Source organism: Delftia lacustris, from assembly GCF_040267515.1.
Taxonomy (GTDB): domain Bacteria; phylum Pseudomonadota; class Gammaproteobacteria; order Burkholderiales; family Burkholderiaceae_C; genus Comamonas; species Comamonas tsuruhatensis.
Window position 1 is genome coordinate 6,492,792 of the sequence record NZ_CP141274.1, and the last position, 21,639, is coordinate 6,514,430.

Sequence of the window (21,639 nt, forward strand, 5' to 3'; positions counted from 1 at the left end):
TTTGCATCAAGCGGGGGCTGGCCCGGCCAGCGGGCCGGCCATCACTTGATGCCCAGCAGTTCCACCTCGAAGTTCAGCGTGGCGTTGGGCGGGATCACGCTGCCCGCGCCACGGCTGCCGTAGGCGATGGAGGGCGGGCAGGTCAGCTTGGCCTTGCCGCCGACCTTCATCTTCTGCACGCCTTCGGTCCAGCAGGGAATCACGCCGGTCAAGGGGAACTCGATGGGCTGGCCGCGCGTGATGGAGCTGTCGAAGTCCTTGCCCGTGTCGGGGAAGTAGCCGCGGTAGTGCACGCGCACCGTGTCGCTGGCCTTGGGGCTGGCGCCCGTGCCTTCCTTGAGGCTTTCATAGACCAGGCCGCTGGCCGTGGTGACGGGTTCGGCCGCATGGGCAGCCACGCCGGTGAATGCGGCGAGCATCAGGCCGCAGGAGGCGGCCAGGGTGGTGAGGGTCTTGTTCATGAGGGTTCTTTCAATGCAATGTTTGCAGCGGGTTCACGCCTTGGCGGGGACACCGATGTCGTCAAGGGCCTTGGCGATGTGGCCGACGGTGCGGTCCACGTTGTGCCATTTTTCCAGGCCGAACAGGCCGATGCGGAAGGTCTTGAAGTCCGGGCCTTCGTCGCACTGCAGGGGCACGCCCGAGGCGGTCTGCAGGCCGGCCTCCATGAACTTCTTGCCGCTCTGGATGCCGGGGTCGGTGGTGTAGCTGACGACCACGCCGGGGGCCTTCCAGCCTTCGGCCGCCACGCTGGGAAAGCCGCGCGATTCCAGCAGGGCGCGCACCTTGGCGCCCAGGGCGATCTGCTCGTCGCGCACCTTGGCGAAGCCGTAGGCACGCGTCTCCAGCATCACGTCGCGCAGGCGGACCAGGGCGTCGGTGGGCATGGTGGTGTGGTAGGCGTGCTGGCCTTTTTCGTAGCCCTCGGCGATCTGCATCCACTTCTTGAGGTCGCAGGAGAAGCTGGAGCTTTGCGTGTGCTCGATGGCTTCGCGCGCACGCTGCGAGAGCATGACCATGGCGCAGCACGGCGAGCTGCTCCAGCCCTTTTGCGGCGCGCTGATCAGCACGTCCACGCCGGTCTTTTCCATGTCCACCCACATGGCGCCCGAGGCCACGCAGTCCAGCACGAAGAGCGCGCCCACCTCGTGCGCGGCATCGGCCACGGTGCGCAGGTAGCTGTCGCTCAGCAGGATGCCGCTGGCCGTCTCCACATGGGGGGCGAACACGACCTTGGGTTTTTCAGTGCGGATGGCGGCGGCCACGTCCTCGGCCGCGCACGGCGCCCAGGGGTCCTGGCTGCCCGGTCCCTGGCGACGCGCCTTGCAGACCACGGCGCCACCGCCCAGTCCGCCTTCCTCGAAGATCTGCGTCCAGCGGTAGCTGAACCAGCCGTTTCGCACGATAAGCACCTTTTCGCGGTTGGCGAACTGGCGCGCCACGGCCTCCATGCCGAAGGTGCCGCTGCCCGGCACCAGCACGGCCGTGTGGGCGTGGCAGACCTCCTGCAGCGTGGTGAGGATGTCCTGCATCACGCCCGCGAAGCGCTTGGACATGTGGTTGAGCGCGCGGTCGGTGTAGACCACCGAGAATTCGAGCAGGCCGTCGGGATCGATATCGGGCAGAAGTCCGGGCATGGGGAGTCTCCAGAGGCAGCGGGGCCTGCACACTGCAGGCCCGCCATCATGTTCGTCGGAAAGGCGGCCAGCTTAGCATGCCGTCCGCGGCGTTTTCAGGGCCTACCAGGTGTCCACGAAGCCGGCTTGGGCAGGCGCAACGCGCGCCCCTGCCAGGCCGCGCGACAGCCACGCGCGCGTGTCGGCGGGGTCGATGACGGCGTCGATCTCCAGCGTGCCGGCCATGTGAATGGCCTCGCCGTGGGCGTACTGCTGGGCCAGCAGCCGGTCGAACAGGGCGTTGCGTTCGGCGCCCTCGGGCAGGGCCTCCAGTTCCTTGCGAAAGCCCAGGCGCACGGCGCCTTCCAGACCCATGGCACCGAACTCGCCCGTGGGCCAGGCCACGTTGAACACCGGCGCATGGAAGCTGCCGGCCGTCATGCCCATGGCCCCCAGGCCGTAGCCCTTGCGCAGCACCACGCTGAAATACGGCACGCGCAGCTTGGCAGCCGTGACGAACAGGCGGCTGACATGGCGCACCTGGGCCGTCTTCTCGATCTCGGGGCCGACCATGAAGCCGGGCGTGTCCACCAGGCTCACGATGGGCAGGCCATGGGCATTGCACAGCTGCATGAAGCGCGCGGCCTTGTCGGCCGCATCGGCGTCGATGGCGCCGCCCAGGTGGGAGGGGTTGTTGGCCATCAGCCCCACGGGCCGGCCTTCGATGCGCGCCAGCGCCGTGTGGATGCCTGCGCCAAAGCCCGTGCGCAGCATCAGCAGGCTGCCTTCGTCCACCAGATGCGCCATGGCCGCACGCGTGTCGTAGGCACGCAGCCGGTTCTCGGGCACCACATGGCGCAGGGCGCGCGTGTCGGGCGCGGCCCACTCCGTGGTGCGGCCCTGAAAGAAGGACAGGTAGTGGCGCGCGGCGGCCACGGCTTCGGCCTCGTCCTCGACCAGCACGTCGATCACGCCATTGGCATGCTGCACGCTGCTGGGACCAATCTGCTCGGGCCGGAAGACGCCCAGCCCGCCGCCCTCGATCATGGCCGGCCCGCCCATGCCGATGCAGCTGGCGCGCGTGGCGATGATCACGTCGCTGCAGCCCAGCAGAGCCGCGTTGCCCGCAAAGCAGCGGCCATGGGTGATGCCGATCACGGGCACCTGGCCCGACAGCGCCGCATAGGCCGCGAAGGTGTGCACATGCAGGCCCGCGACCACGGGCGTGTCGGTGTCACCGGGCCGCCCGCCGCCGCCTTCGGCGAACAGCACCACGGGCAGCTTCTGCGCCAGCGCAATGCCCAGCATGCGGTCGGTCTTGGCATGGTTGCGCGCGCCCTGGGTGCCCGCCAGCACGGTGGCGTCATAGGACATGACGACGGCGCGCGAGCGCTCCTGGCCGAACTGCGCGCCGTTGATGGAGCCCATGCCCGTGACCATGCCGTCGGCCGGCGTGTTGGCGATCAGGTCGTCCATGCTGCGCCGGCGCGTCTGCGCGGCAATGGCCAGCGCACCGTATTCGATGAAGCTGCCCTCATCGCAAAGATCGGCGATGTTCTCGCGCGCGCTGCGGCTGCCCTGGGCATGGCGCTTGGCCATGGCCTCGGGCCGGGCGGCATCGCGCGTGAAGGCATGGCGGTCGATGACGCGCTGCAGGTCGGCGCGGATGTGGTCCGGGTCCTGTGCGGACTGCTGCGCGCGTGCGTCGGCCTGCACGCCTTCGGCGGCGGCCAGCACCAGCAGGGGCTGGTCCTGGGCCACATAGGCACCGGCCTCGGCCAGCAGTTGGGTGATGGTGCCGGCCTGCGGCGCCAGCAGCACATGCTCCATCTTCATGGCTTCGAGCACGCCCAGCTCGGCGCCTGCGGCCACGGCATCGCCCACGGCCACGCTCCACTGCACGATGCGCGCGGGCATGGGGGCCGTGAGGGCGCCTTCGGGGACGGGCGCGCCAGCAGCCTCGGCCGCCATCGGCACATCGGCGGCCACAGCCGTGCGGCGCGCGCCTTCGGCCAGCGCCTGGGCGTCCGCCACCAATTCGGGAAGGGCCTCTTCAAGCCAGCGTGTGTGCACGGCCTGCGACGCCATCTCGGGCCGGCCGGCCAGCGCCTGCAGCAGCGGCAGGTTGGTGGCCAGCCCGTCGATGCGGCATTCGTCCAGCGCGCGGCGTGCGCGGCGCAGCACGTCTTCGAAGCGCGGCCCGCTGCTGTGCACGATGAGCTTGGCCAGCAGCGTGTCGTAGTGCGGCGAGGGGCTGGCGCCCGCCACCGCATGCGTGTCGATGCGGATGCCGGGGCCGGCCGGCCACTGCAATGCGCCTATGCGTCCGCTGCCGGGGCGCGAATGGCCTGCGGCATCCAGCGTCTCGGCATTGATGCGCCACTGCATGGCATAGCCGCGCGGCGCGGGGGGTGTCCTGGCATCCAGGCCCAGCTCGCCCAGGTGATCGCCCGCCGCAATGCGGGTCTGGGCCTGCACCAGGTCGATGCCGAAGACTTCCTCGGTGATGGTGTGCTCGACCTGCAGGCGCGGGTTGGCCTCGATGAAGACATAGGGCAGGGAGTCGGAGGCGGCATCGACCAGGAATTCGAAGGTGCCCAGGCTCTCGTAGCCGATCTCGGCGGCCATGCGCAGCGCGTCGCGCGTAATGCGCTCGCGCAGCGGCTGCGCCAGGCTGGGGCTGGGCGCGATCTCCACCAGCTTCTGGAAGCGCCGCTGCAGCGTGCATTCGCGCTCGCCCAGCGCGATGGGGGCGGCGCCGCCGTCGCCCAGGATCTGTACCTCGATATGGCGCGCGCCCGTCATCAGACGCTCCACATAGACACCGTCCACGCCGAAGGCGGCGCGCGCCTCGCTGCGGCAGCGCTCGTAGGCAGCGGGCAGGTCCTCGGCACGCGCCACGGCGCGCATGCCGCGCCCGCCGCCGCCGCCGATGGCCTTGACCATGATGCCGCTGGCGCCCCCGGCCTGCTGCGCCTCGAAGAAGGCCTGGGCCTGTTCCAGCGTGACAGCCTCGCTGCTGCCCGGCATCAGCGGCACGCCGCAGCGGCGCGCCAGATCGCGTGCGCGGGCCTTGTCGCCCAGCAGCGCCAGATGGGCGGGTGCAGGGCCGATGAAGCGCAGTCCCGCGTCGGCGCAGGCCTGGGCAAAGCCGGCGTTCTCGCTGAGAAAGCCGTAGCCCGGATGGATGCCGTCGCAGCCGTGCTCGCGCGCAATGCGCAGCAGGTGGGCGCCGTCCAGGTAGGCCGAGGGGCCGCTGGCGTCCAGGGGCACGGCTGCATCGGCAGCGGATACATGGGGCGCCTGCGCATCGTCTGCGGCAAAGACCGCCAGGCTGGGCACACCCAGCTCGCGCAGCGCGCGCACGATGCGCAGCGCGATCTCGCCGCGGTTGGCAATCAGGATCTTCTGGAACATGGGTAAAAGGTCCGGTATCAATGGTCAACAGCGTTTGCAACTGGCGCCCTCAAATGCAAGGGGCACCGAGGAAGGGCCGCCCCGCACCGAAGGTGTCGTCCCCCTCCCCCGCGAAGCGGGTAGAGAGGGGGAAGGCGCGAAGCGACTCAGGGGGTGTCTTTCAACATCCTGCGCAGCACCTTGCCCGCGCCGGTGGCAGGCAGCGCCTCGATGAAACGCACCTCGCGCGGCGCCTTGTAGCTGGCCATGTTCTCGCGCGACCACTGCACCAGGTCCTCGGCCGCGATCTGCTGGCCCGGCCGCGTGACGATGAAGGCGCGCACGACCTCGCCCTTTTGCGGGTCGGGCACGCCGATCACGGCGGCCTGGGCCACGGCCGGATGCTTGATGAGGATGGCCTCCACCTCCTCGGGGAAGACGCTGTAGCCCGAGACCTTGATCATTTCCTTGAAGCGGCCGATGAAGGTCAGGTAGCCCTCGGCGTCCAAGCGGCCCATGTCGCCCGTGTGGACCCAGCCGTTCTTCAGGGTCCTGGCCGTGGCCTCGGGCTTGTTCCAGTAGCCCTTGAAGTTGCCGGGGCCGCGGATGGTGATCTCGCCCACTTCGCCGGCCGGCAGCGGCTCGCCGGTCTCGGGGTCGATGATGCGCACCTCGTTGCCGGGCAGCGGCTTGCCGTGCGTGCCCCAGCGGATGGCATCGCCGGGCATGGTGGTGTCCATGGTGTGGGTCTCGCTGAGGCCGTAGGCCGCCTCGCTGGAGATGCAGTTCGGGGTGAAGCGCCTCCACTGCCGCGCCAGCTCCTCGGTGTAGGCAATGCCGAAGCTGGTCACCGTGTTGCGGCGCAGCGCGGAAAAGTCCATGGCCTCCACGCCCGGCAGCTGCATCACGGCCACGTTCATGGGCGCGATGCTGTACCACCAGGTCACGCGGTAGCGCTCCAGGGCCTGGGCCACGGCCAGCGGGTCGAAGCGGTGCAGCAGCACGCAGGTGGCGCCGCTGTGCACGGGCATGTTCACGCCCATGGACATGCCGGCAATGTGATAGAGCGGCGCCACGGCCAGCAGCATGTCGCCGGCGTTCACGCCCGTGGCGCTGGAGGCGCCGGCCGTCTTGCTGGCCGCGTTGCCGTAGCTGAGCATGGCGCCCTTGGGCAGGCCCGTCGTGCCCGAGGTATAGGTCATCAGCGAGACATCGTCCATGGCGACATCGACGGGCACGGGCTTGGCGCCGCTGTGCATGACATCCCAGAACGATTCCACGCCCTCGGGCAGCGGCTGCACGGGGACCTGCAGTTCGGGCGGCAGCGCCAGCGTGGCCGATTCAGGAAGCCAGTCGCCATAGCGCACGGCCAGCACATGCCTGAGCGCCGTGCTGGCGCGCACCTTGTCCACCACGGGCAGCAGCACATCGGCCGCGACGATGACGCGGGCCTTGAGGTCATCGAGCTGGTACTGCAGCTCATGCTCCTTGTTCAGCGGCCCGCAGGGGCAGACGATGGCGCCGACCTTCTGGATGCCGTAGTGCGCCACGATGTACTGCGGGCAGTTGTTCATGAACAGCGCCACGGGCTCTCCCCGGCCCACGCCCAGCGCCTGCAGCCGCGCGGCAAAGGCGTCGCTGGCCGCATCCATCTCGGCCCAGCTGATGTGGCGGCCATACCAGATGTAGGCGTCGCGGCCGGGGTGGTTGCGCGCATTGCGGCGCAGGGCCTCATGTAGGGGAATGAGGGTCTCGGAATCCGCCATGCTTGTCTCCTGGGTGTATGGCCATCCCGGAACCAGTCCTAAGGGATAGCCTTGATTTGTTTTGGGGTCCAGCGGCTTGCCAATATATACCCGCTGGTAGAACATTGCTACCCACCGGTATAACCATCGCAGCCACCGACGCGACACGAGATTTCCCGCATGCCCAAGCCCCCTGTCACCCCGCGCGGCCGCCAGCGCCTTCCCACGGCCGGCTCCGATGAAAAGCGCGAACGCATCCTCAAGGCGGCCGAGGCCCTGTTCGACCGCAACGGCTACGCCAACACCACGATGGAGCAGATCGTCCAGGCCCTGGGCGTGACCAAGCCCTTCGTCTACTACTACTTCCGCAACAAGCAGGAGATCTTCGAGACCCTGTGCTGGGCACCCACCGAGGCCTGCTTCACGGTGCTGGACTTCGCGGCCGACGATCCGCGCGCCGCGCACGAGAAGGCCGTGGACGGCCTGCAGCGCCTGATCGCGGCCACCATTGCCCACTATCCGGCGGCCTTCTTTCCCTACCGCGAGCCCCAGGCCTTCAGCCCTGCGTATATGAAGGCCTCGCGCACGCTGGCGCGCCAGTTCTACCGCCAGTTCTGCGCGCTGCTCGAAGAAGGCCGCGCCAGCGGCCACCTGGACTTTCGCGAGACACGCATCACCGCCCAGGCCGCCTGCAGCCTGCCGGGCTTTCTCTACAACTGGTACCGCCCCGGCGGCCGCCTGGGCACGGCCGAGATGGTGGCCGAGCTGACCGAGCTGGCCAGCCGCGTGCTGGGCCTGCGCACGGCGCCAGCCACCGCGCCCGAAGCCATTGCCGCATCCCCCGCGAAAAAGACGCCTGCACGGCGCAGCCGGCCCCGGGCCGAGCCGCCCGGCAAGGACTGACGACCATTCCTTCGAGGAGACAAGACATGCCGATCCGCCGCCATTGCATCCGACGATATTCCCAGCCATCCATGGCACTCGCCGCCGCCCTGCTGTGCAGCACGGCCGCCCACGCCCAGGGAACCGACAGCTTCAAGATTGCCTTCATCGATCCGCTGTCCGGCCCCTTCGTCAGCACGGGCGAGCTGATGCGCGACCACGTGCAGTACGCGGTCGAGGACGTGAACGCCAAGGGCGGTCTGTTCAACGGGGCGAAGCTGCAGCTGCTGCAGTTCGACAGCAAGCTCTCGGCCCAGGAAAGCCAGGCCGCGCTGCAGGCGGCCCTAGACCAGGGCGCGCGCGTGGTGGTGACCGGGGGATCGGGCTCGTCGGTGGTGGCAGCCCTGGTGCAGGCGGCCTCGCGCCACAACCAGCGCAATCCGGGCAAGGAGGTGCTGGTGCTCAACCACTCCTCCATAGACCCCGAGCTGACGGGCAAGGCCTGCAGCTTCTGGCATTTCATGTTCGATGCCAACACCGCCATGCGCATGCAGGCGATTGCCAGCTACATCAAGACCCAGCCGGGCATCCGCAAGGTCTACCTGCTCAACCAGGACTACGCCCACGGCAAGCAGTGGGCGGCCTACGGGCGCCAGATGGTGAGCGCGGCCCGGCCCGACATCCAGTTCACGGGCGAGATGCTGCACCCCATAGGCCGCGTCAAGGACTTCGCGCCCTACGTGGCCAAGATCAAGGAAACGGGTGCGGACTCGGTGATCACGGGCAACTGGGGGCAGGACCTGACCCTGCTGCTCAAGTCGGCGGCCGACTCGGGCTATGACCTGCGCTACTTCAACCACAGCGCAGGCGGCATGCCGGGCACGGTGACATCCTTCGCCCAGACCCGCATCGGCCAGCTGACCTGGGTGGCCGAATGGCACCCGGGCCAGGCCGGCCGCCCGCTGGCCGACGCCCGCGCCCAGGAATACAAGGCCCGCATGGGCAAGGACTTCCTGGCCCCGCGCATGGACCTGGTGCCGCGCATGCTGGCCGCCGCCATGGCCAAGGCACAGTCCACCGAACCTGTGAAGATCGCGCTGGCCCTGGAGGACCTGCAGATGGACACCGTGGTAGGCCCCGTGCGCATGCGCGGCAAGGACCACCAGCTGCTGCTGCCCCAGGTGGTCAACACCATCGCGCCCGTGGATGGCAAGCTGGTCAAGACCGGCTGGGAAGGCACGAACTACGGCTTTCGCACCGACGCCGTCTACACGCCCGAGCAGGTGGAGCTGCCCACGGACTGCCAGATGAAGCGGCCCGGCAGCCGCTGAGGCTGAGGCTGAGGCTGAGGCTGAGGCTGAGGCTGAGTATCCCGCCAGCTACGCCCCGCTCAGCGCGGGGCGTAGTTTCTCTGGCCGAAGATGCCGCTGCCCACGCGCACCATGGTCGATCCGGCGGCCACGGCCGCTTCCAGGTCGCCCGTCATCCCCATGGACACCGTGTCGAAGCGCTCCAGCCCCGGCAGGCCGCTGCCGCGGATCTGCGTGAACACGGCCGTGGCGCGGGCATGCACCTCGCGCTGGGCCTCGAAGCCCGGCACATCGTCGGGAATGCTCATCACGCCGCGCAGCACCAGGCGCGGCAGCTGCACGATGGCGGCGGCCAGCTCCAGCGCCTGCTGAGGCGCCACGCCGGCCTTGGTCTCACCGCCATCCACGTTCAGCTGGATGCAGACCTGCAGCGGCGCCAGGCCTTCGGGGCGCTGGGCCGACAGGCGTTCGGCGATCTTCAGGCGGTCCACGGTCTGGGCCCAATCGAAATGCTCGGCCACCAGGCGCGTCTTGTTGCTCTGGATGGGGCCTATGCAATGCCATTGCAGGGCCTCGCCGCCCGGCAGGCCCATGGCGCGCACGGCGGCGATCTTGTCCACGCCTTCCTGGATGTAGTTCTCGCCAAAGCTGCGCTCGCCGGCCAGCACGGCCTGGCGCACGGCGTCGGCGCCGAAGGTCTTGGAGACGGACAGCAACTGCACCGAGCCGGCCGCCCGGCCCGCCTGCGCGCAGGCCGAGGCAATCCGTTCGTGAATCTGTTGAAGCTTGTTTTCAATCGTCGTCATAATTGCCGCCAGCGTACCAAACGAGGGAGCGAACTCCGTGGACATCACCCAATTGCTGGCTTTCAGCGTCAAGAACAAGGCCTCCGACCTGCACCTGTCCGCAGGGCTGCCGCCGATGATCCGCGTGCACGGCGATGTGCGCCGCATCAATGTCGATCCGCTGGACCACAAGACGGTCCACGCCATGGTCTACGACATCATGAGCGACTCCCAGCGCAAGGCCTACGAGGAGTTCCTGGAGGTGGACTTCTCGTTCGAGATCGAGGGCCTGGCGCGCTTTCGTGTCAACGCCTTCAACCAGTACCGGGGCGCGGCCGCCGTCTTCCGTACCATTCCCAGCAAGATCCTGACGCTGGAGCAGCTCAACGCGCCGCGCATCTTCGCCGACCTGGCCCTGAAGCCGCGCGGCCTGGTGCTGGTGACCGGCCCCACGGGCTCGGGCAAGTCCACCACGCTGGCCGGTATGGTCAACCACCTCAACGAGACCGAGTACGGCCACATCCTGACGGTGGAGGACCCCATCGAATTCGTGCACGACTCCAAGAAGTGCCTGATCAACCAGCGCGAGGTCGGGCCGATGACACAGTCGTTCTCGGCCGCCCTGCGCTCGGCGCTGCGCGAGGACCCGGACGCCATCCTGGTGGGCGAAATGCGTGACCTCGAAACCATCCGCCTGGCCATGACCGCGGCCGAGACGGGCCACCTGGTCTTCGGCACCCTGCACACCTCCAGCGCCGCCAAGACCATCGACCGCATCATCGACGTCTTCCCGGCCGAGGAAAAGGAGATGGTGCGCGCCATGCTTTCCGAATCGCTGCAGGCCGTGATCTCGCAGACGCTGTGCAAGACCAAGGACGGCCAGGGCCGCATCGCGGCCCACGAGATCATGCTGGGCACCAGCGCCATCCGCAACCTGATCCGCGAGGCCAAGGTGGCCCAGATGTACTCCACCATCCAGACGAGTCAGAATGTGGGCATGCAGACGCTGGACCAGAACCTGACCGATCTGGTGCGGCGCAACCTGATCAGCCCGGCCGAAGCGCGCGCCAAGGCCAAGATACCGGACAACTTCCCGGGCTGACCGCCACCGGCCCAGCCTCTCGCCACGCGCCATGAAAAGCATTTTCCGCAAGCTGCGAAGCGGCCAGGACCCTTCGGCCCCGGCCTCCGAGTCGGCCTTCTTCACGACCACGCTGGCGGCGCATGGCTTCATGGACCCGCACACGCCTCCCGTTCCCTGGGAGGCGCGCGCCATCGAGGTGGGCGCCACGCGGCTGCCGCGCGGCAGCGTCACCCAGCTGGAGCAGCTGTGGTCGCGCGACCGCTACCTGGGCCAGCTGGATGCGGCCAGCCTGCAGCGGCTCAGTGAATACTTCATCTACGCGGCCGTGGCGCCGCAGCGCGACGTGATCCGCCAGGAGGAGAACGGCAGCTTCATGGCGGTGGTGCTGTCCGGCCAGATCGCCGTGGAGCGCCAGCAGCCCTGGGGCGAGCGCATGCGCCTGGCGCAGACACGGCCCGGCGACATCCTCGGCGAGATGTCGCTGCTCGACGGCGGGCCACGCTTTTCCAGCTGCACCACGCTGACCGACTGCGAGATCGGCGTGCTCAGCGCCGAGGCGCTGGACGAAATGATGGTCAAGGATGCCGCGCTGGCCGCCAAGCTGATGGCGCTGCTGGCGCGCAAGCTCTCGTTCCGGCTGCGTGCCATCAGCGTGCGCCTGGGCGAGGAGCAGCACACTTAGATGGCGAATGAGTCGGCGAATGAGTCGAATATGAGGACGCCTGGCCCATCCGGGCCGGACCGGACCACCTGCACATAACAAAACAACCTGCGCGCCACGACGGTGCGCAATGCCCGGGGGAATACGGCAATGGAAAGAGATCAGGCCACCAAGTTCATCAACGACCTGCTCAAGCTCATGGTCAGCCGCAACGGCAGCGACTTGTTCATCACGGCGGAATTCCCGCCGGCGATCAAGATCGACGGGCGCATCACCAAGGTGTCGCCGCAGCCGCTGTCGCCGGTGCACACGCTGACGCTGGCGCGCTCCGTCATGAGCGACAAGCAGATCGCCGATTTCGAGCGCACCAAGGAGTGCAACTTCGCCATCTCGCCGCCGGGCATCGGGCGCTTTCGCGTCAACGCCTTCATCCAGCAGGGCCGCGTGGGCATGGTGATGCGGACGATTCCGCTGGCCCTGCCCACCATCGACAGCCTGGGCGTGCCCCAGGTGCTCAAGGAAGTGACCATGACCAAGCGCGGCCTGTGCATCCTGGTCGGCGCCACGGGCTCGGGCAAGTCCACCACGCTGGCCGCCATGGTGGACTGGCGCAACGAGAATTCCTACGGCCACATCGTGACCATCGAGGACCCCATCGAATTCGTGCACCCGCACAAGAACTGCGTGGTCACGCAGCGCGAGGTGGGCCTGGACACGGACAGCTGGGAAGCAGCGCTCAAGAACTCCCTGCGCCAGGCACCGGACGTGATCCTCATGGGCGAAATCCGGGACCGCGAGACCATGGAGCACGCCATCGCCTTCTCGGAAACCGGCCACCTGTGCCTGGCCACGCTGCACGCCAACAGCGCCAACCAGGCGCTGGACCGCATCGTCAACTTCTTCCCCGAAGAGCGCCGCCCGCAATTGCTGATGGACCTGTCGCTGAACCTGCGCGCCATGGTCTCCCAGCGCCTGCTGCCCAAGCAGGACAGCAAGGGGCGCGTGGCCGCCATCGAGGTGATGCTCAACTCGCCGCTGATCTCCGACCTGATCTTCAAGGGCGAAGTCACCGAGATCAAGGAGATCATGAAGAAAAGCCGCAACCTGGGCATGCAGACCTTCGACCAGGCGCTGTTCGACCTGTTCGAGTCCAACCTCATCACCTACGAGGATGCCCTGCGCAATGCGGACTCGGTCAACGACCTGCGGCTGCAGATCAAGCTGGGCAGCCAGCGCGCCAAGTCGCTGGACCTGGCGGCGGGCACCGAGCATTTCGCCATCGTCTGAACGCGCCTTCAGCGCGCCGAGCCGGGACACCGGCTCCTTCCAGGGCCGCACACCGCGCGCCCCTGCGCCACCCGCTCCCACCACCTCTCAGGAATCCCCCATGTCCGACTCCTCCATCGCCGCCCGCAGCTATGCGGCCATCGCTCCCCTCTCCGTAGCCTTCCTGGGGCTGGGCGTCATGGGCTATCCCATGGCCGGCCACCTGGCCACGGCAGGCCACCGCGTCACGGTCTACAACCGCACGCAGGCCAAGGCCCGCGCCTGGTGCGAGGAGTTCAACGGCGGCCATGCGGCCACGCCGCGCGAGGCCGTGGCCGGCGCCGACATCGTGTTCAGCTGCGTGGGCAATGACGATGACCTGCGCTCGGTCGTGCTGGGGCCGGACGGCGCCTTCGCGGGCATGCGCCGCGGCGCCATCTTTGCCGACCACACGACGGCATCGGCCGAAGTGGCGCGCGAGCTGCATGCGGCCGGGCTGGAGCTGGGCCTGCAGTTCATCGACGCGCCCGTCTCGGGCGGCCAGGCGGGCGCCCAGAACGGCCAGCTCACCGTGATGTGCGGCGGTGACGAGGCCGCCTTCGCCACCATGCAGCCCGTGGCCATGGCCTTCTCGCGCGCCTGCACGCTGATGGGCGACAGCGGCGCCGGCCAGCTCACCAAGATGGTCAACCAGATCTGCATCGCCGGCCTGGTCCAGGGCCTGTCCGAGGCCATCGCCTTCGGCCAGCACGCGGGCCTGGACATTCCCGCCGTGCTCGACGTCATCGGCAAGGGCGCAGCCCAGAGCTGGCAGATGGACAATCGCGGCCGCACCATGGCCGAAGGCAAGTTCGACTTCGGCTTTGCCGTGGACTGGATGCGCAAGGACCTGGGCCTGGTGCTGGCCGAGGCACAGCGCAACGGCGCCCGCCTGCCCGTCACGGCCCTGGTGGACCAGTTCTATGCCGATGTGCAGCAGATGGGGGGCAGGCGCTGGGATACCTCCAGCCTCATCAAGAGGCTCACCCCCTGAGCGGCTTACGCCGCTTCCCCCTCTCTACTTGCTTCGCAAGGGAGGGGGACGACACCATCGCTGCGGGGCGGCCCTTGCTTGGTGTCCCTGGCTTTAGGCCCTGCCAGATTCAAGTGCTATGCCCTGAGGAACGAGATCTTCCTATGTCCAAAACAAAAAGCCGGAACATGTTCCGGCTTTTGCTTTCAGGCGGCGGTGATCACTTCACCGGGGTGGCGGTGGCGCCCACGGGAGTGGACAGGCTGCTTTCCGAGAGGCTGGTGGGAGCGCTGGCTGCGGCGGCCTTGCCGGAGTCGTCGGTGACCACGGGGGCGGACTGCGGCTGCATGCGGGCCAGTTCGTCCTCGGAGATGACTTCCACCACGCGCACGACCTTGGTCACGTCGTTGATGCCGCGGGCGATCTCGGCGCCGCGCTTGGCTTCGCGCGGGGTGACGATGCCCATCAGGAAGACGACCTTGTTCTCGGTCACGACCTTGAAGGCCGAGGCCTGGATGTCCTTGGCGTCCAGCAGGCTGGCCTTGACCTGGGTGGTGATCAGGGTGTCCTTGGAGCGCTGGCTCAGCGTGGAGGTGAAGGGCGCCACCACCACTTCGTTGAAGACATTGCGCACCGTGGGCTGCTCGCGCACGAGCTTCTCGATGGTCTGGCGGTCGGCCTCGTTGCCGGCCTCGCCGGTCAGCAGCACCTGGCGGTTGTAGCTGGTGACGTTGACATGGGCCTTGTCGCCCAGCACTTCGGAGATGCGGTTGTTGGCGCGCAGCTCGATGCCCTGGTCTTCCACCTGGGTGCCGGTGGTGCGGCGGTCCGCCACCGACATGCCGGCCATCACGGCGCTGCCGCCCACCAGGGCGACGCAGCCCGACAGGGCGGCGCCCAGGGACGCAACGGCGAGCACACCGCAGGCGGCGCGGGACCAACGGAACTTCATAGAGGCATCTCCTGTTCACCAAGTAACTGGGCATCCACGCCGTCGCACAGGCAGTGCAGCACCAGCGTATGGGTTTCGCGCACGCGCGCCGCACGGTCATGCGGCACGCAGATCAGAACATCGGTCTCGCGCACGCGGCCGGCCAGGGAGCCGCCCGTGCGGCCGGTCAGCACCACGGCCATCATGTCGCGCTCATGGGCGGCATCCAGGGCCTCCAGCACGGCCACGTCGTTGCCCGTGGCGGACAGCACCAGCAGCAGGTCGCCGGGCTGGCCCAGGGCGCGTATCTGGCGCGCCAGGTACTGGGTGGCGTTGCCGCCCGAGCCCGTGGCGCCCACGGTGCCCAGCAGGCCACCGTCGGACACCAGGGCCACGGCGGCCAGCTCGGGCCGGTCGCGCTCGAAACCGGCCACGCACAGGGCGGCGAAGAGCTGGGCGTCGCTGGCCGAGGCGCCAGCGCCGCAGGCCAGGACCTTGCCGCCGCTGGTCACGCAGGCCAGCATGGCCTGTACCGCTGACGCAATGGGCTGGCTCAGCGCCTGGGCGGCCTGGTATTTCAGGTCGGCGCTGTCGATGAAATGCTGTTGGATACGTTGCTCAAGCATGGAGGCCCGATGATAACTGCCGCCCCTGAAGTCTTTCGTAGCCAGGCGTTATTTGTGCTGCAGCGGTAACGGATCAGGCGCCTTCGGCGTCAAAGGCGGCCTGCAGCCACTGCACGGCAGGCCCGGCGCCAGGCTCGACCAGCACCACGTCGAAGCGGCACGGCGGCGGCGCGGCCCATCGCATCAGGTAGTGGCGCGCGGCAAACACGACGCGCCGCTGCTTGGTGGCACCGATGCTGGCGCCGGCACCGCCGAAGGCGCGCGTGCCGCGGCTGCGCACCTCGACGAAGACCACGGTGCCGTCGCGCGCCTGCACGATGAGGTCGATCTCGCCGCCGCCGCGCCCCGGCGTCCGATAATTGCGCTCGACCAGACGCAGGCCGGCCGCCTGCAGATGGGCCAGCGCCGCATCCTCGGCCTGCTGGCCCCGGTGCCGGGTCGTGAGGGCAGACGGCCCCGCGCCTGCCGGCTTTTTCGCAAGGAAACCCATTGACTACCTCTTTCGCCACCGCGCTGGGCGCAGCCAAGGATGCTGCGGCATCCCAGCATTATCCGCAGGGCGCCCTCTACGTGGTGGCCACCCCCATAGGCAACCTGGCCGACATCAGCCTGCGCGCCCTGCATGTGCTGCAGCTGGTGGACTGCGTGGCCTGCGAGGACACGCGCCACACCCAGGGCCTGCTGCGCTCCTATGGACTGGACCGCCCCGGCAGCCAGCTGCTGGCCGTGCACCAGCACAACGAGGCCGAGGCGGCACAGCAGATCGTGGCCCGGCTGCAGCAGGGCCAGCGCATCGCCTATGTCAGCGATGCCGGCACACCCGGCGTCAGCGACCCCGGCGCACGCCTGTGCGCCGCCGTGCAGGCCGCGGGCCTGCGCTGCATTCCGCTGCCCGGCGCCAGCAGCATCACGGCCGCCATCAGCGTGGCCGGCGCGGTCACGCCTTCGCAGGGCGAGGGAGGTTTCGTCTTCGCAGGCTTTCTGCCCACCAAGTCGGCCGAGCGCCTGGCTGCCGTGCAGCAACTGGCGCTGCAGCCGCGCTGCACCGTGCTGCTGGAGGCGCCGCACCGCATTGCCGACCTGGCCGCCGCCCTGGCCACGCTGGGCGAGCGCCCGGTGACGCTGGCGCGCGAGATCACCAAGCAGTTCGAGGACATTGCCACCATGCCCGCCAGCGCGCTGCCGGCCTGGCTGCAGGCCGTGCCCCAGCGCAGCAAGGGCGAGTTCGCCGTGGTGCTGCACCCGGTGGCCCTGGGTGGCGATGAGGCCGACGCCGACGCCCTGCGCGTGCTGCGCCTGCTGCTGGCCGAGCTGCCCACCAAGACGGCCGTGCGCCTGGCCGCCGAGATCACGGGCGCACCGCGCAACCGCCTCTATGACGCCGCGCTGGCGATCAAGCAGGCCGCCGAGGAGGACCCGATAGAGGATTAAGCCCAAGGCGGCAGCACCACAGTGGCCTTCACCCTCAGGGACACCGAGCAAGGGCCTACGCCGGCCGCGCCGCCCCGCCGCGAGGGTGTCGCCGGTTGCCCGTACGCCCCCCGCGTAGCGAGAGGGGGGCGCCGTGCAACGGGAAGCGGCGCAGCCGCTCAGGGGGACTTATGCATACGCCAGGCCGGTGGCCACGCCACCGAACAGGTCGCCCTCGACCTGCGGCACGCCGGGGAAGGCCTCGCGCAGCGCATCGCGCAGCGTGCGCAGGGCCGACGAGCCGCCCGTGAGGTAGATGGCGTCCAGCGCCTGGGGCGCCACGCCGGCCAGGCGCAGGCAATCCTGGGCACAGGCCACGACCTGTTGCAGGGGGCCTTGCAGCTGCTCGTGCAGCACCTCGGGCGAGATGGCGGCGGACAGGCCCGATTCCAGCCAGCCCAGCTCGATGGGCGACTCGGCATGGCGCGTGGAAGCCTCGATCTTGGCCTGCTCCACGACGGCGGCCAGGCGGTGGCCTTCGCGCAGTTCCAGCACGTCCATCAGGCGCTTGTGCAGGCGCTGGTCGCTGTAGTCGGTGCGCAGGTTGCGCGCCTCGGCCAGGGCCTTGGGCGAGTACAGCCACTGGATCAGGTGCCAGGTCGAGAGGTCGAAGAACACGCGGCTGGGCACTTCGCGGCCGCTGGGGCCGGTGTGGCGGTAGCCCAGCAGCGGCATGATCTGGGCCAGGTTGAGCCGGTGGTCGAAGTCCGTGCCGCCGATGTGCACGCCGCTGGTGGCCAGGATGTCGTCGCGGCGGTCGCGGCGGCCGGCCTGCTCGGGCCCCAGGCGCACGACGGTGAAGTCGGAGGTACCGCCGCCGATGTCCACCACCAGCACCACGGATTCCTGCGTGAGGCGCTGCTCGTAGTCCAGCGCGGCGGCGATGGGCTCCATCTGGAAATCCACTTCGCCCAGGCCGGCGGCGCGCGCGGCGTCGGCCAGGGCCTGCTGGGCCTGGCGGTCGCGCTCGGGATGGTCATCCACGAAGTGCACGGGCCGGCCCAGCACCACGCGCTCGGGCAGGCGCCCGTCCAGCGAGGCACGCGCCCGGTCGGCCACGCGGCGAAGGAACAGTCCGATCACATCCTGGTAGCTGACCAGCTGGTCGTGCACGGCCGTCTTTTCCTGCAGCAGCGCGCTGCCCAGCAGGCTTTTGAGCGAGCGCATGAGCCGGCCCGGCTCGCCATCCAGGTACTGGGCCATGGCGTCGCGCCCGAAATGCGTGCTGTGCTCATCCGTATGGAAGAACAGCGCCGTGGGCATGCCGCAGGCATCGCCTTCCAGCGGCAGCAGGCGTGCGGGCTGGCCGGGCGCGCGCCAGGCCATGGCGGAGTTGGAGGTACCGAAATCTATGCCCAGCGTGGCAGGAGAGGAAGCAGTCGTCATGGCAAGCGGCGCCGCGCCACGGCAGCCTGCGAAGGCTGCAGCGGCTGCAACGAAAACGCCCACCGGAGTGGGCATGGGTGTCAGCGGGGCGCCATTCTATCGCCCGCGCATTGCGCCTAGGCGGCAGCGGTTTCCCGGGGCAGGGAATCCTGGGCGAGCACGATGCGCACGCCATGCGTGGCGGTCTCGTCCAGTGCCCGTGCAGGCGCAGTCCGCCGCACGTCCAGCCCGATCGCATAAGGGCCTTCGCCGCGCGTGGCCAGCCGGTGGCCCAGGGCGCCCGTGGCCACACCCTGGGCTGGGGCAGACAGCACCAGCTCGGTGGCGCCCGGCCCCGTGCCCCCCAGCTTCAGCGAGGCGCGGTAGGCGCCGCCATCGGCCGACAGGCGGGCCTCGCCGATGTCGGCGCCCTCGCCCAGCAGCGCGCGCCAGCGCGCCAGGCTGGCCCGCAGGTCATGCACGGCCACGTGCAGCCGGGCCACGCCGGTGGCGCCGTTGGCATGCACGCGCGCATCGCCCTCAGGCACGCGCAGGGTGCGCGGCGTGAGGTCGCCGCAGAGAAAGGGCAGGTCCTGGCTGCGGGCGCGTGCGTTGCGCCAGCGCAGCTGCGCGCCGTCGGGGCGCAGGCGGCCGCCTTCGTAGGGCGCCTCGTAGTCCAGCCCGCGCGCCTGGGCGGCGGAAACCACGGCGCCGGTCTCGGTGGGCAGCAGCGCGAAATCGACAATGCCCTCGCCATGGCGCTGCAGCTGCTGCCACCAGCGTTCCTCGGGCGCGGGCGCGCGCCAGGCGATGAGTTCGAAGTAGGCGCCGTCGGCAAACACCACCAGGGCGTTGTGCGTGGAGCGGCCCGGATGCTCGCCGCCGCGCAGCACGTTGAAGCCCAGCGCGGTGTAGTCGGCAATGGTGCGTTCCAGGTCCTGGACCGCGATGACGATGTGGTCGAGTGGCAAGGTCATGGCAGGGGTGCTTCGCACGGTGTTCAGGCCGCCAGGCGCGCGGCGGCGCTGGAGTCGGTGTGGCGCACTTCGGCGCGGATGTTCTGCGGATTGCGCAGCAGGTTGAGGATGGGGCAGGTGCGCTCCACGGCCTCGAACAGCGCATCGATCTCGGCGCGGCTGGCCGGCGAGTCGATGTGCACGGTGTAGCCGATCTCATGCGGCCAGATGGGCGTGGCCTCGTGGCCGGGCCTGCCGCCGCGCGGGTCGATGATGCCCGTGACCTCGACCTCCAGGCTCTCCACGGGCACCTGTCGCTCGGCCGCCTGGATCAGAAAGATGTGGGTGACGCAGGTGCCCAGCACGCCCAGCTGCAGCTCGGGCGAGCTGGGGCCGAGGTTGTAGCCCGCGAAGTCGGGCGGGCTGTCGCTGATGACCTGGTGCTCGCGTATGCGCAGGCGGCGCACGCCGCTGCGGCCCTCGGCACGCACATGGGCCTTGAGGTGGGCGGGCTGGGCCGTGCCGGCCGCGACGGCGGCGCTGCGGGCGAGCACGGCGGCGCGCTTTTCGGCGAGGTATTCGTTGAGATGGCTCATGGACGGGCTTTCGGTGAAGGAAGTACCAGCCCATTGTTGGGACCGCCGCATGCGCGGCAAACAAACGAATCCGTCTGCGCTTATGCACTGGACAGATATGCGGGGCACCCATCCCTTAGTCGTTTTCCAAATAACGATGCAACTCGATATATGAGCGCAAATATTTGGCATCGATAGCATGAAAAACATGGAGCCGGTCCTGTGGCCGGCAGTCTTGTTTTTCAGCGCCCCAGCGGCGGCGAGGTACGAACGTGTTTTCCCAATCGAAGGCGGGTCAGGCGGCATGGAAGGCCGCGATAGCGGTATTGGCGGGCAGCAGCCTGCTGCTGGCGGCGTGCTCCAGGCAGGCCGATACGGCCCAGGCAGGCGCGGCTGCTGGCCCCGTGGAAGGCGGCACCCTGGTCTACCTGGAGCAGCAGGCCCATACCAACCTCTATCCGCCGGCCGGGGGCTTCTATCCCAACGGCGGCGTGCTCAACCAGATCACCGACAAGCTGACCTACCAGGACCCGAAAACGCTGGAGATCCAGCCCTGGATCGCCGAGTCCTGGACCGTGAATGCCGACGCCACCGAGTACCGCTTCAAGCTGCGCCCCGGCGTGACCTTCTCCGACGGCACGCCGCTGGACGCAGCAGCCGTGGCGCGCAACTTCGACACCTATGGCCTGGGCAACAAGGCGCTCAAGCAGCCCGTGTCCGAGGTGATCAACAACTACGAGCGCAGCGAAGTGGTCGACCCACTGACGGTGAAGTTCTTCTTCAGGAAGCCTTCGCCGGGCTTCCTGCAGGGCACCTCGGTGATCGGCTCGGGCCTGGTCTCGCCGGCCACGCTGGACCGCCCCTTCGAGGAGCTGGGCGACGCCACGCGCATCATCGGCTCCGGCCCCTTCGTGGTGGCCAGCGAGACGCTGGGCAAGGAGCTGGTGCTCAAGGTGCGCAAGGACTACGCCTGGGGTCCCGCCAAGCTGGCCCACCAGGGCCGCGCGCGGCTGGACGAGGTGAAGTTCATCGTCACGCCCGAGGACAGCGTGCGCATCGGCGCGCTGCTGGCCGGCCAGGCCGGGCTGATCCGCCAGATCCAGGCCTACGACGAAAAGCGCGTCGAGGACCAGAAGTTCAGCATCTACGCCCCGCCTACGCGCGGCGTGAACAACAGCGTGGCCATCCGCCCCGACAACGCCCTGGTGGCCGATCTGAAGGTACGCCAGGCCCTGCTGCACGGCACCAATGCCAAGGAGATCGTGGAGACGCTGTTCTCGCCGCGCTATCCGCAGGCGCGCTCGGTGATTGCCTCCACTGCGGCCGGCTTCGTGGACCTGTCGGCCAAGCTGGCCTATGACGAGGCCAAGGCGAAACAGCTGCTGGACGAGGCCGGCTGGACGCTGGGCGCCAACGGCCTGCGCCAGAAGGACGGCCGCGATTTCGTGCTGTCCACCTACGAGTCCCTGCCCCAGCCGCAGAACAAGGAGACGCTGCAGCTCGTGGCCCAGCAGTGGGCGCGCATCGGCGTCAAGCTCAACGTGCTGTCGGGCGACGCGGGCAGCCGCGCCGTGGACACGCTGGACCCCGACAAGACCGGCGTGCTGCCCGGCATGGTGGGCCGCGCCGATCCCGACGTGATCAAGAGCAACTACTACCCGACCAACCGCAACGTGCTGCTGCAAAAGGGCGGCGTGAGCCAGAAGGTCAAGTCCTTCGAGGACACCAAGCTCAACGGCCTGTTCGACGCCCTCGCGGCCGAGACCGATGCCGCCAGGCGCCTGGCGCTGGCCGGCGAGGTGCAGAACTACCTGATCGACCAGGCCTATGTGATCCCCATCTTCGAGGAACCCCAGGCCTTTGCGGGCGCAGGCTGGGTGCGCGACGTGGGCTTCGAGGCCGTGGGCCGGCCCAGCTTCTACAGCACCTGGCTGGCCAGGCGCTGACCGGATCGCACCC

Annotated in this window: 19 protein-coding genes; 8 read left to right on the top strand and 11 right to left on the bottom strand. The window is 69.0% G+C overall.

Features of this window, described 5'->3' with window-relative positions; translation table 11 throughout:
• Positions 1–41: 41 nt before the first annotated feature.
• From U6958_RS31090 to U6958_RS31105, 4 genes are all read right to left on the bottom strand, one after another.
• On the bottom strand, positions 42–461 hold the full coding sequence (locus U6958_RS31090) for an FKBP-type peptidyl-prolyl cis-trans isomerase (protein ID WP_017407873.1): 420 nt from the start codon (positions 459–461) through the stop codon (positions 42–44).
• Between the two features lie 33 nt (positions 462–494).
• Complete coding sequence (locus U6958_RS31095; RefSeq protein WP_074920766.1) at positions 495–1,637, bottom strand: alanine--glyoxylate aminotransferase family protein; 1,143 nt, start codon at positions 1,635–1,637, stop codon at positions 495–497.
• A gap of 102 nt (positions 1,638–1,739) precedes the next feature.
• Positions 1,740–5,033 (bottom strand): carboxyl transferase domain-containing protein, encoded by a 3,294-nt coding sequence (locus tag U6958_RS31100; RefSeq protein ID WP_074920768.1) that lies wholly within the window; start codon positions 5,031–5,033, stop codon positions 1,740–1,742.
• Between the two features lie 146 nt (positions 5,034–5,179).
• Positions 5,180–6,778 (bottom strand): AMP-binding protein, encoded by a 1,599-nt coding sequence (locus U6958_RS31105; protein WP_074920770.1) that lies wholly within the window; start codon positions 6,776–6,778, stop codon positions 5,180–5,182.
• Between the two features lie 159 nt (positions 6,779–6,937).
• Here U6958_RS31105 and U6958_RS31110 point away from each other — a divergent pair, with 159 nt between their 5' ends.
• Both U6958_RS31110 and U6958_RS31115 read left to right on the top strand, forming a co-directional pair.
• A complete protein-coding gene (locus tag U6958_RS31110) occupies positions 6,938–7,660 on the top strand; it encodes a TetR/AcrR family transcriptional regulator (protein ID WP_016446678.1) in 723 nt (240 codons plus the stop codon).
• Between the two features lie 26 nt (positions 7,661–7,686).
• Positions 7,687–8,970, top strand: a complete 1,284-nt coding sequence (locus U6958_RS31115) for a branched-chain amino acid ABC transporter substrate-binding protein (protein ID WP_074920773.1) — start codon at positions 7,687–7,689, stop codon at positions 8,968–8,970.
• A gap of 59 nt (positions 8,971–9,029) precedes the next feature.
• Here the strand turns inward: U6958_RS31115 and U6958_RS31120 are convergent, their stop codons facing one another.
• Complete coding sequence (locus U6958_RS31120) at positions 9,030–9,755, bottom strand: YggS family pyridoxal phosphate-dependent enzyme (protein ID WP_047326312.1); 726 nt, start codon at positions 9,753–9,755, stop codon at positions 9,030–9,032.
• A 37-nt stretch (positions 9,756–9,792) separates the two neighbouring features.
• Between U6958_RS31120 and U6958_RS31125 the strand changes: the two genes are divergently transcribed.
• The 4 genes from U6958_RS31125 to U6958_RS31140 all read left to right on the top strand — a co-directional run bounded on the left by U6958_RS31125 (position 9,793) and on the right by U6958_RS31140 (position 13,778).
• On the top strand, positions 9,793–10,836 hold the full coding sequence (locus tag U6958_RS31125) for a type IV pilus twitching motility protein PilT (protein WP_016450723.1): 1,044 nt from the start codon (positions 9,793–9,795) through the stop codon (positions 10,834–10,836).
• Between the two features lie 31 nt (positions 10,837–10,867).
• Positions 10,868–11,500 carry a cyclic nucleotide-binding domain-containing protein gene (locus U6958_RS31130; protein WP_017406039.1) on the top strand — a complete coding sequence of 211 codons (633 nt, stop codon included), beginning with the start codon at positions 10,868–10,870 and terminating at the stop codon, positions 11,498–11,500.
• A 129-nt stretch (positions 11,501–11,629) separates the two neighbouring features.
• Positions 11,630–12,766, top strand: a complete 1,137-nt coding sequence (locus tag U6958_RS31135; RefSeq protein ID WP_016450725.1) for a PilT/PilU family type 4a pilus ATPase — start codon at positions 11,630–11,632, stop codon at positions 12,764–12,766.
• 100 nt (positions 12,767–12,866) lie between these two features.
• Positions 12,867–13,778 carry an NAD(P)-dependent oxidoreductase gene (locus U6958_RS31140; RefSeq protein WP_016450726.1) on the top strand — a complete coding sequence of 304 codons (912 nt, stop codon included), beginning with the start codon at positions 12,867–12,869 and terminating at the stop codon, positions 13,776–13,778.
• 199 nt (positions 13,779–13,977) lie between these two features.
• On the opposite strand, the gene U6958_RS31145 is transcribed toward U6958_RS31140, so the two are convergent.
• From U6958_RS31145 to U6958_RS31155, 3 genes are all read right to left on the bottom strand, one after another.
• Complete coding sequence (locus U6958_RS31145; RefSeq protein ID WP_046238859.1) at positions 13,978–14,709, bottom strand: BON domain-containing protein; 732 nt, start codon at positions 14,707–14,709, stop codon at positions 13,978–13,980.
• On the bottom strand, positions 14,706–15,314 hold the full coding sequence (locus U6958_RS31150) for an SIS domain-containing protein (RefSeq protein WP_016451992.1): 609 nt from the start codon (positions 15,312–15,314) through the stop codon (positions 14,706–14,708). The genes U6958_RS31145 and U6958_RS31150 overlap by 4 nt, the downstream gene beginning before the upstream one ends.
• A 73-nt stretch (positions 15,315–15,387) precedes the next feature.
• Complete coding sequence (locus U6958_RS31155; RefSeq protein ID WP_074920775.1) at positions 15,388–15,804, bottom strand: YraN family protein; 417 nt, start codon at positions 15,802–15,804, stop codon at positions 15,388–15,390.
• Here U6958_RS31155 and rsmI point away from each other — a divergent pair.
• Complete coding sequence (rsmI, locus tag U6958_RS31160; protein ID WP_012202992.1) at positions 15,804–16,745, top strand: 16S rRNA (cytidine(1402)-2'-O)-methyltransferase; 942 nt, start codon at positions 15,804–15,806, stop codon at positions 16,743–16,745. The two genes, U6958_RS31155 and rsmI, sit on opposite strands and share 1 nt — an antisense overlap.
• Before the next feature lie 168 nt (positions 16,746–16,913).
• Here rsmI and U6958_RS31165 read toward each other — a convergent pair whose 3' ends face one another.
• From U6958_RS31165 to U6958_RS31175, 3 genes are all read right to left on the bottom strand, one after another.
• Positions 16,914–18,170, bottom strand: coding sequence for an Hsp70 family protein (locus U6958_RS31165; RefSeq protein ID WP_016450731.1), 1,257 nt, complete (start codon positions 18,168–18,170; stop codon positions 16,914–16,916).
• 116 nt (positions 18,171–18,286) lie between these two features.
• Positions 18,287–19,126, bottom strand: coding sequence for a VOC family protein (locus U6958_RS31170; RefSeq protein ID WP_074920777.1), 840 nt, complete (start codon positions 19,124–19,126; stop codon positions 18,287–18,289).
• Positions 19,127–19,149: 23 nt separating this feature from the next.
• Positions 19,150–19,701 (bottom strand): OsmC family protein, encoded by a 552-nt coding sequence (locus tag U6958_RS31175; protein ID WP_034400151.1) that lies wholly within the window; start codon positions 19,699–19,701, stop codon positions 19,150–19,152.
• Between the two features lie 251 nt (positions 19,702–19,952).
• On the opposite strand from U6958_RS31175, the gene U6958_RS31180 reads away from it, so the two are divergent.
• A complete protein-coding gene (locus U6958_RS31180; RefSeq protein ID WP_074920779.1) occupies positions 19,953–21,626 on the top strand; it encodes a TIGR04028 family ABC transporter substrate-binding protein in 1,674 nt (557 codons plus the stop codon).
• The last annotated feature ends 13 nt before the right edge of the window (positions 21,627–21,639 follow it).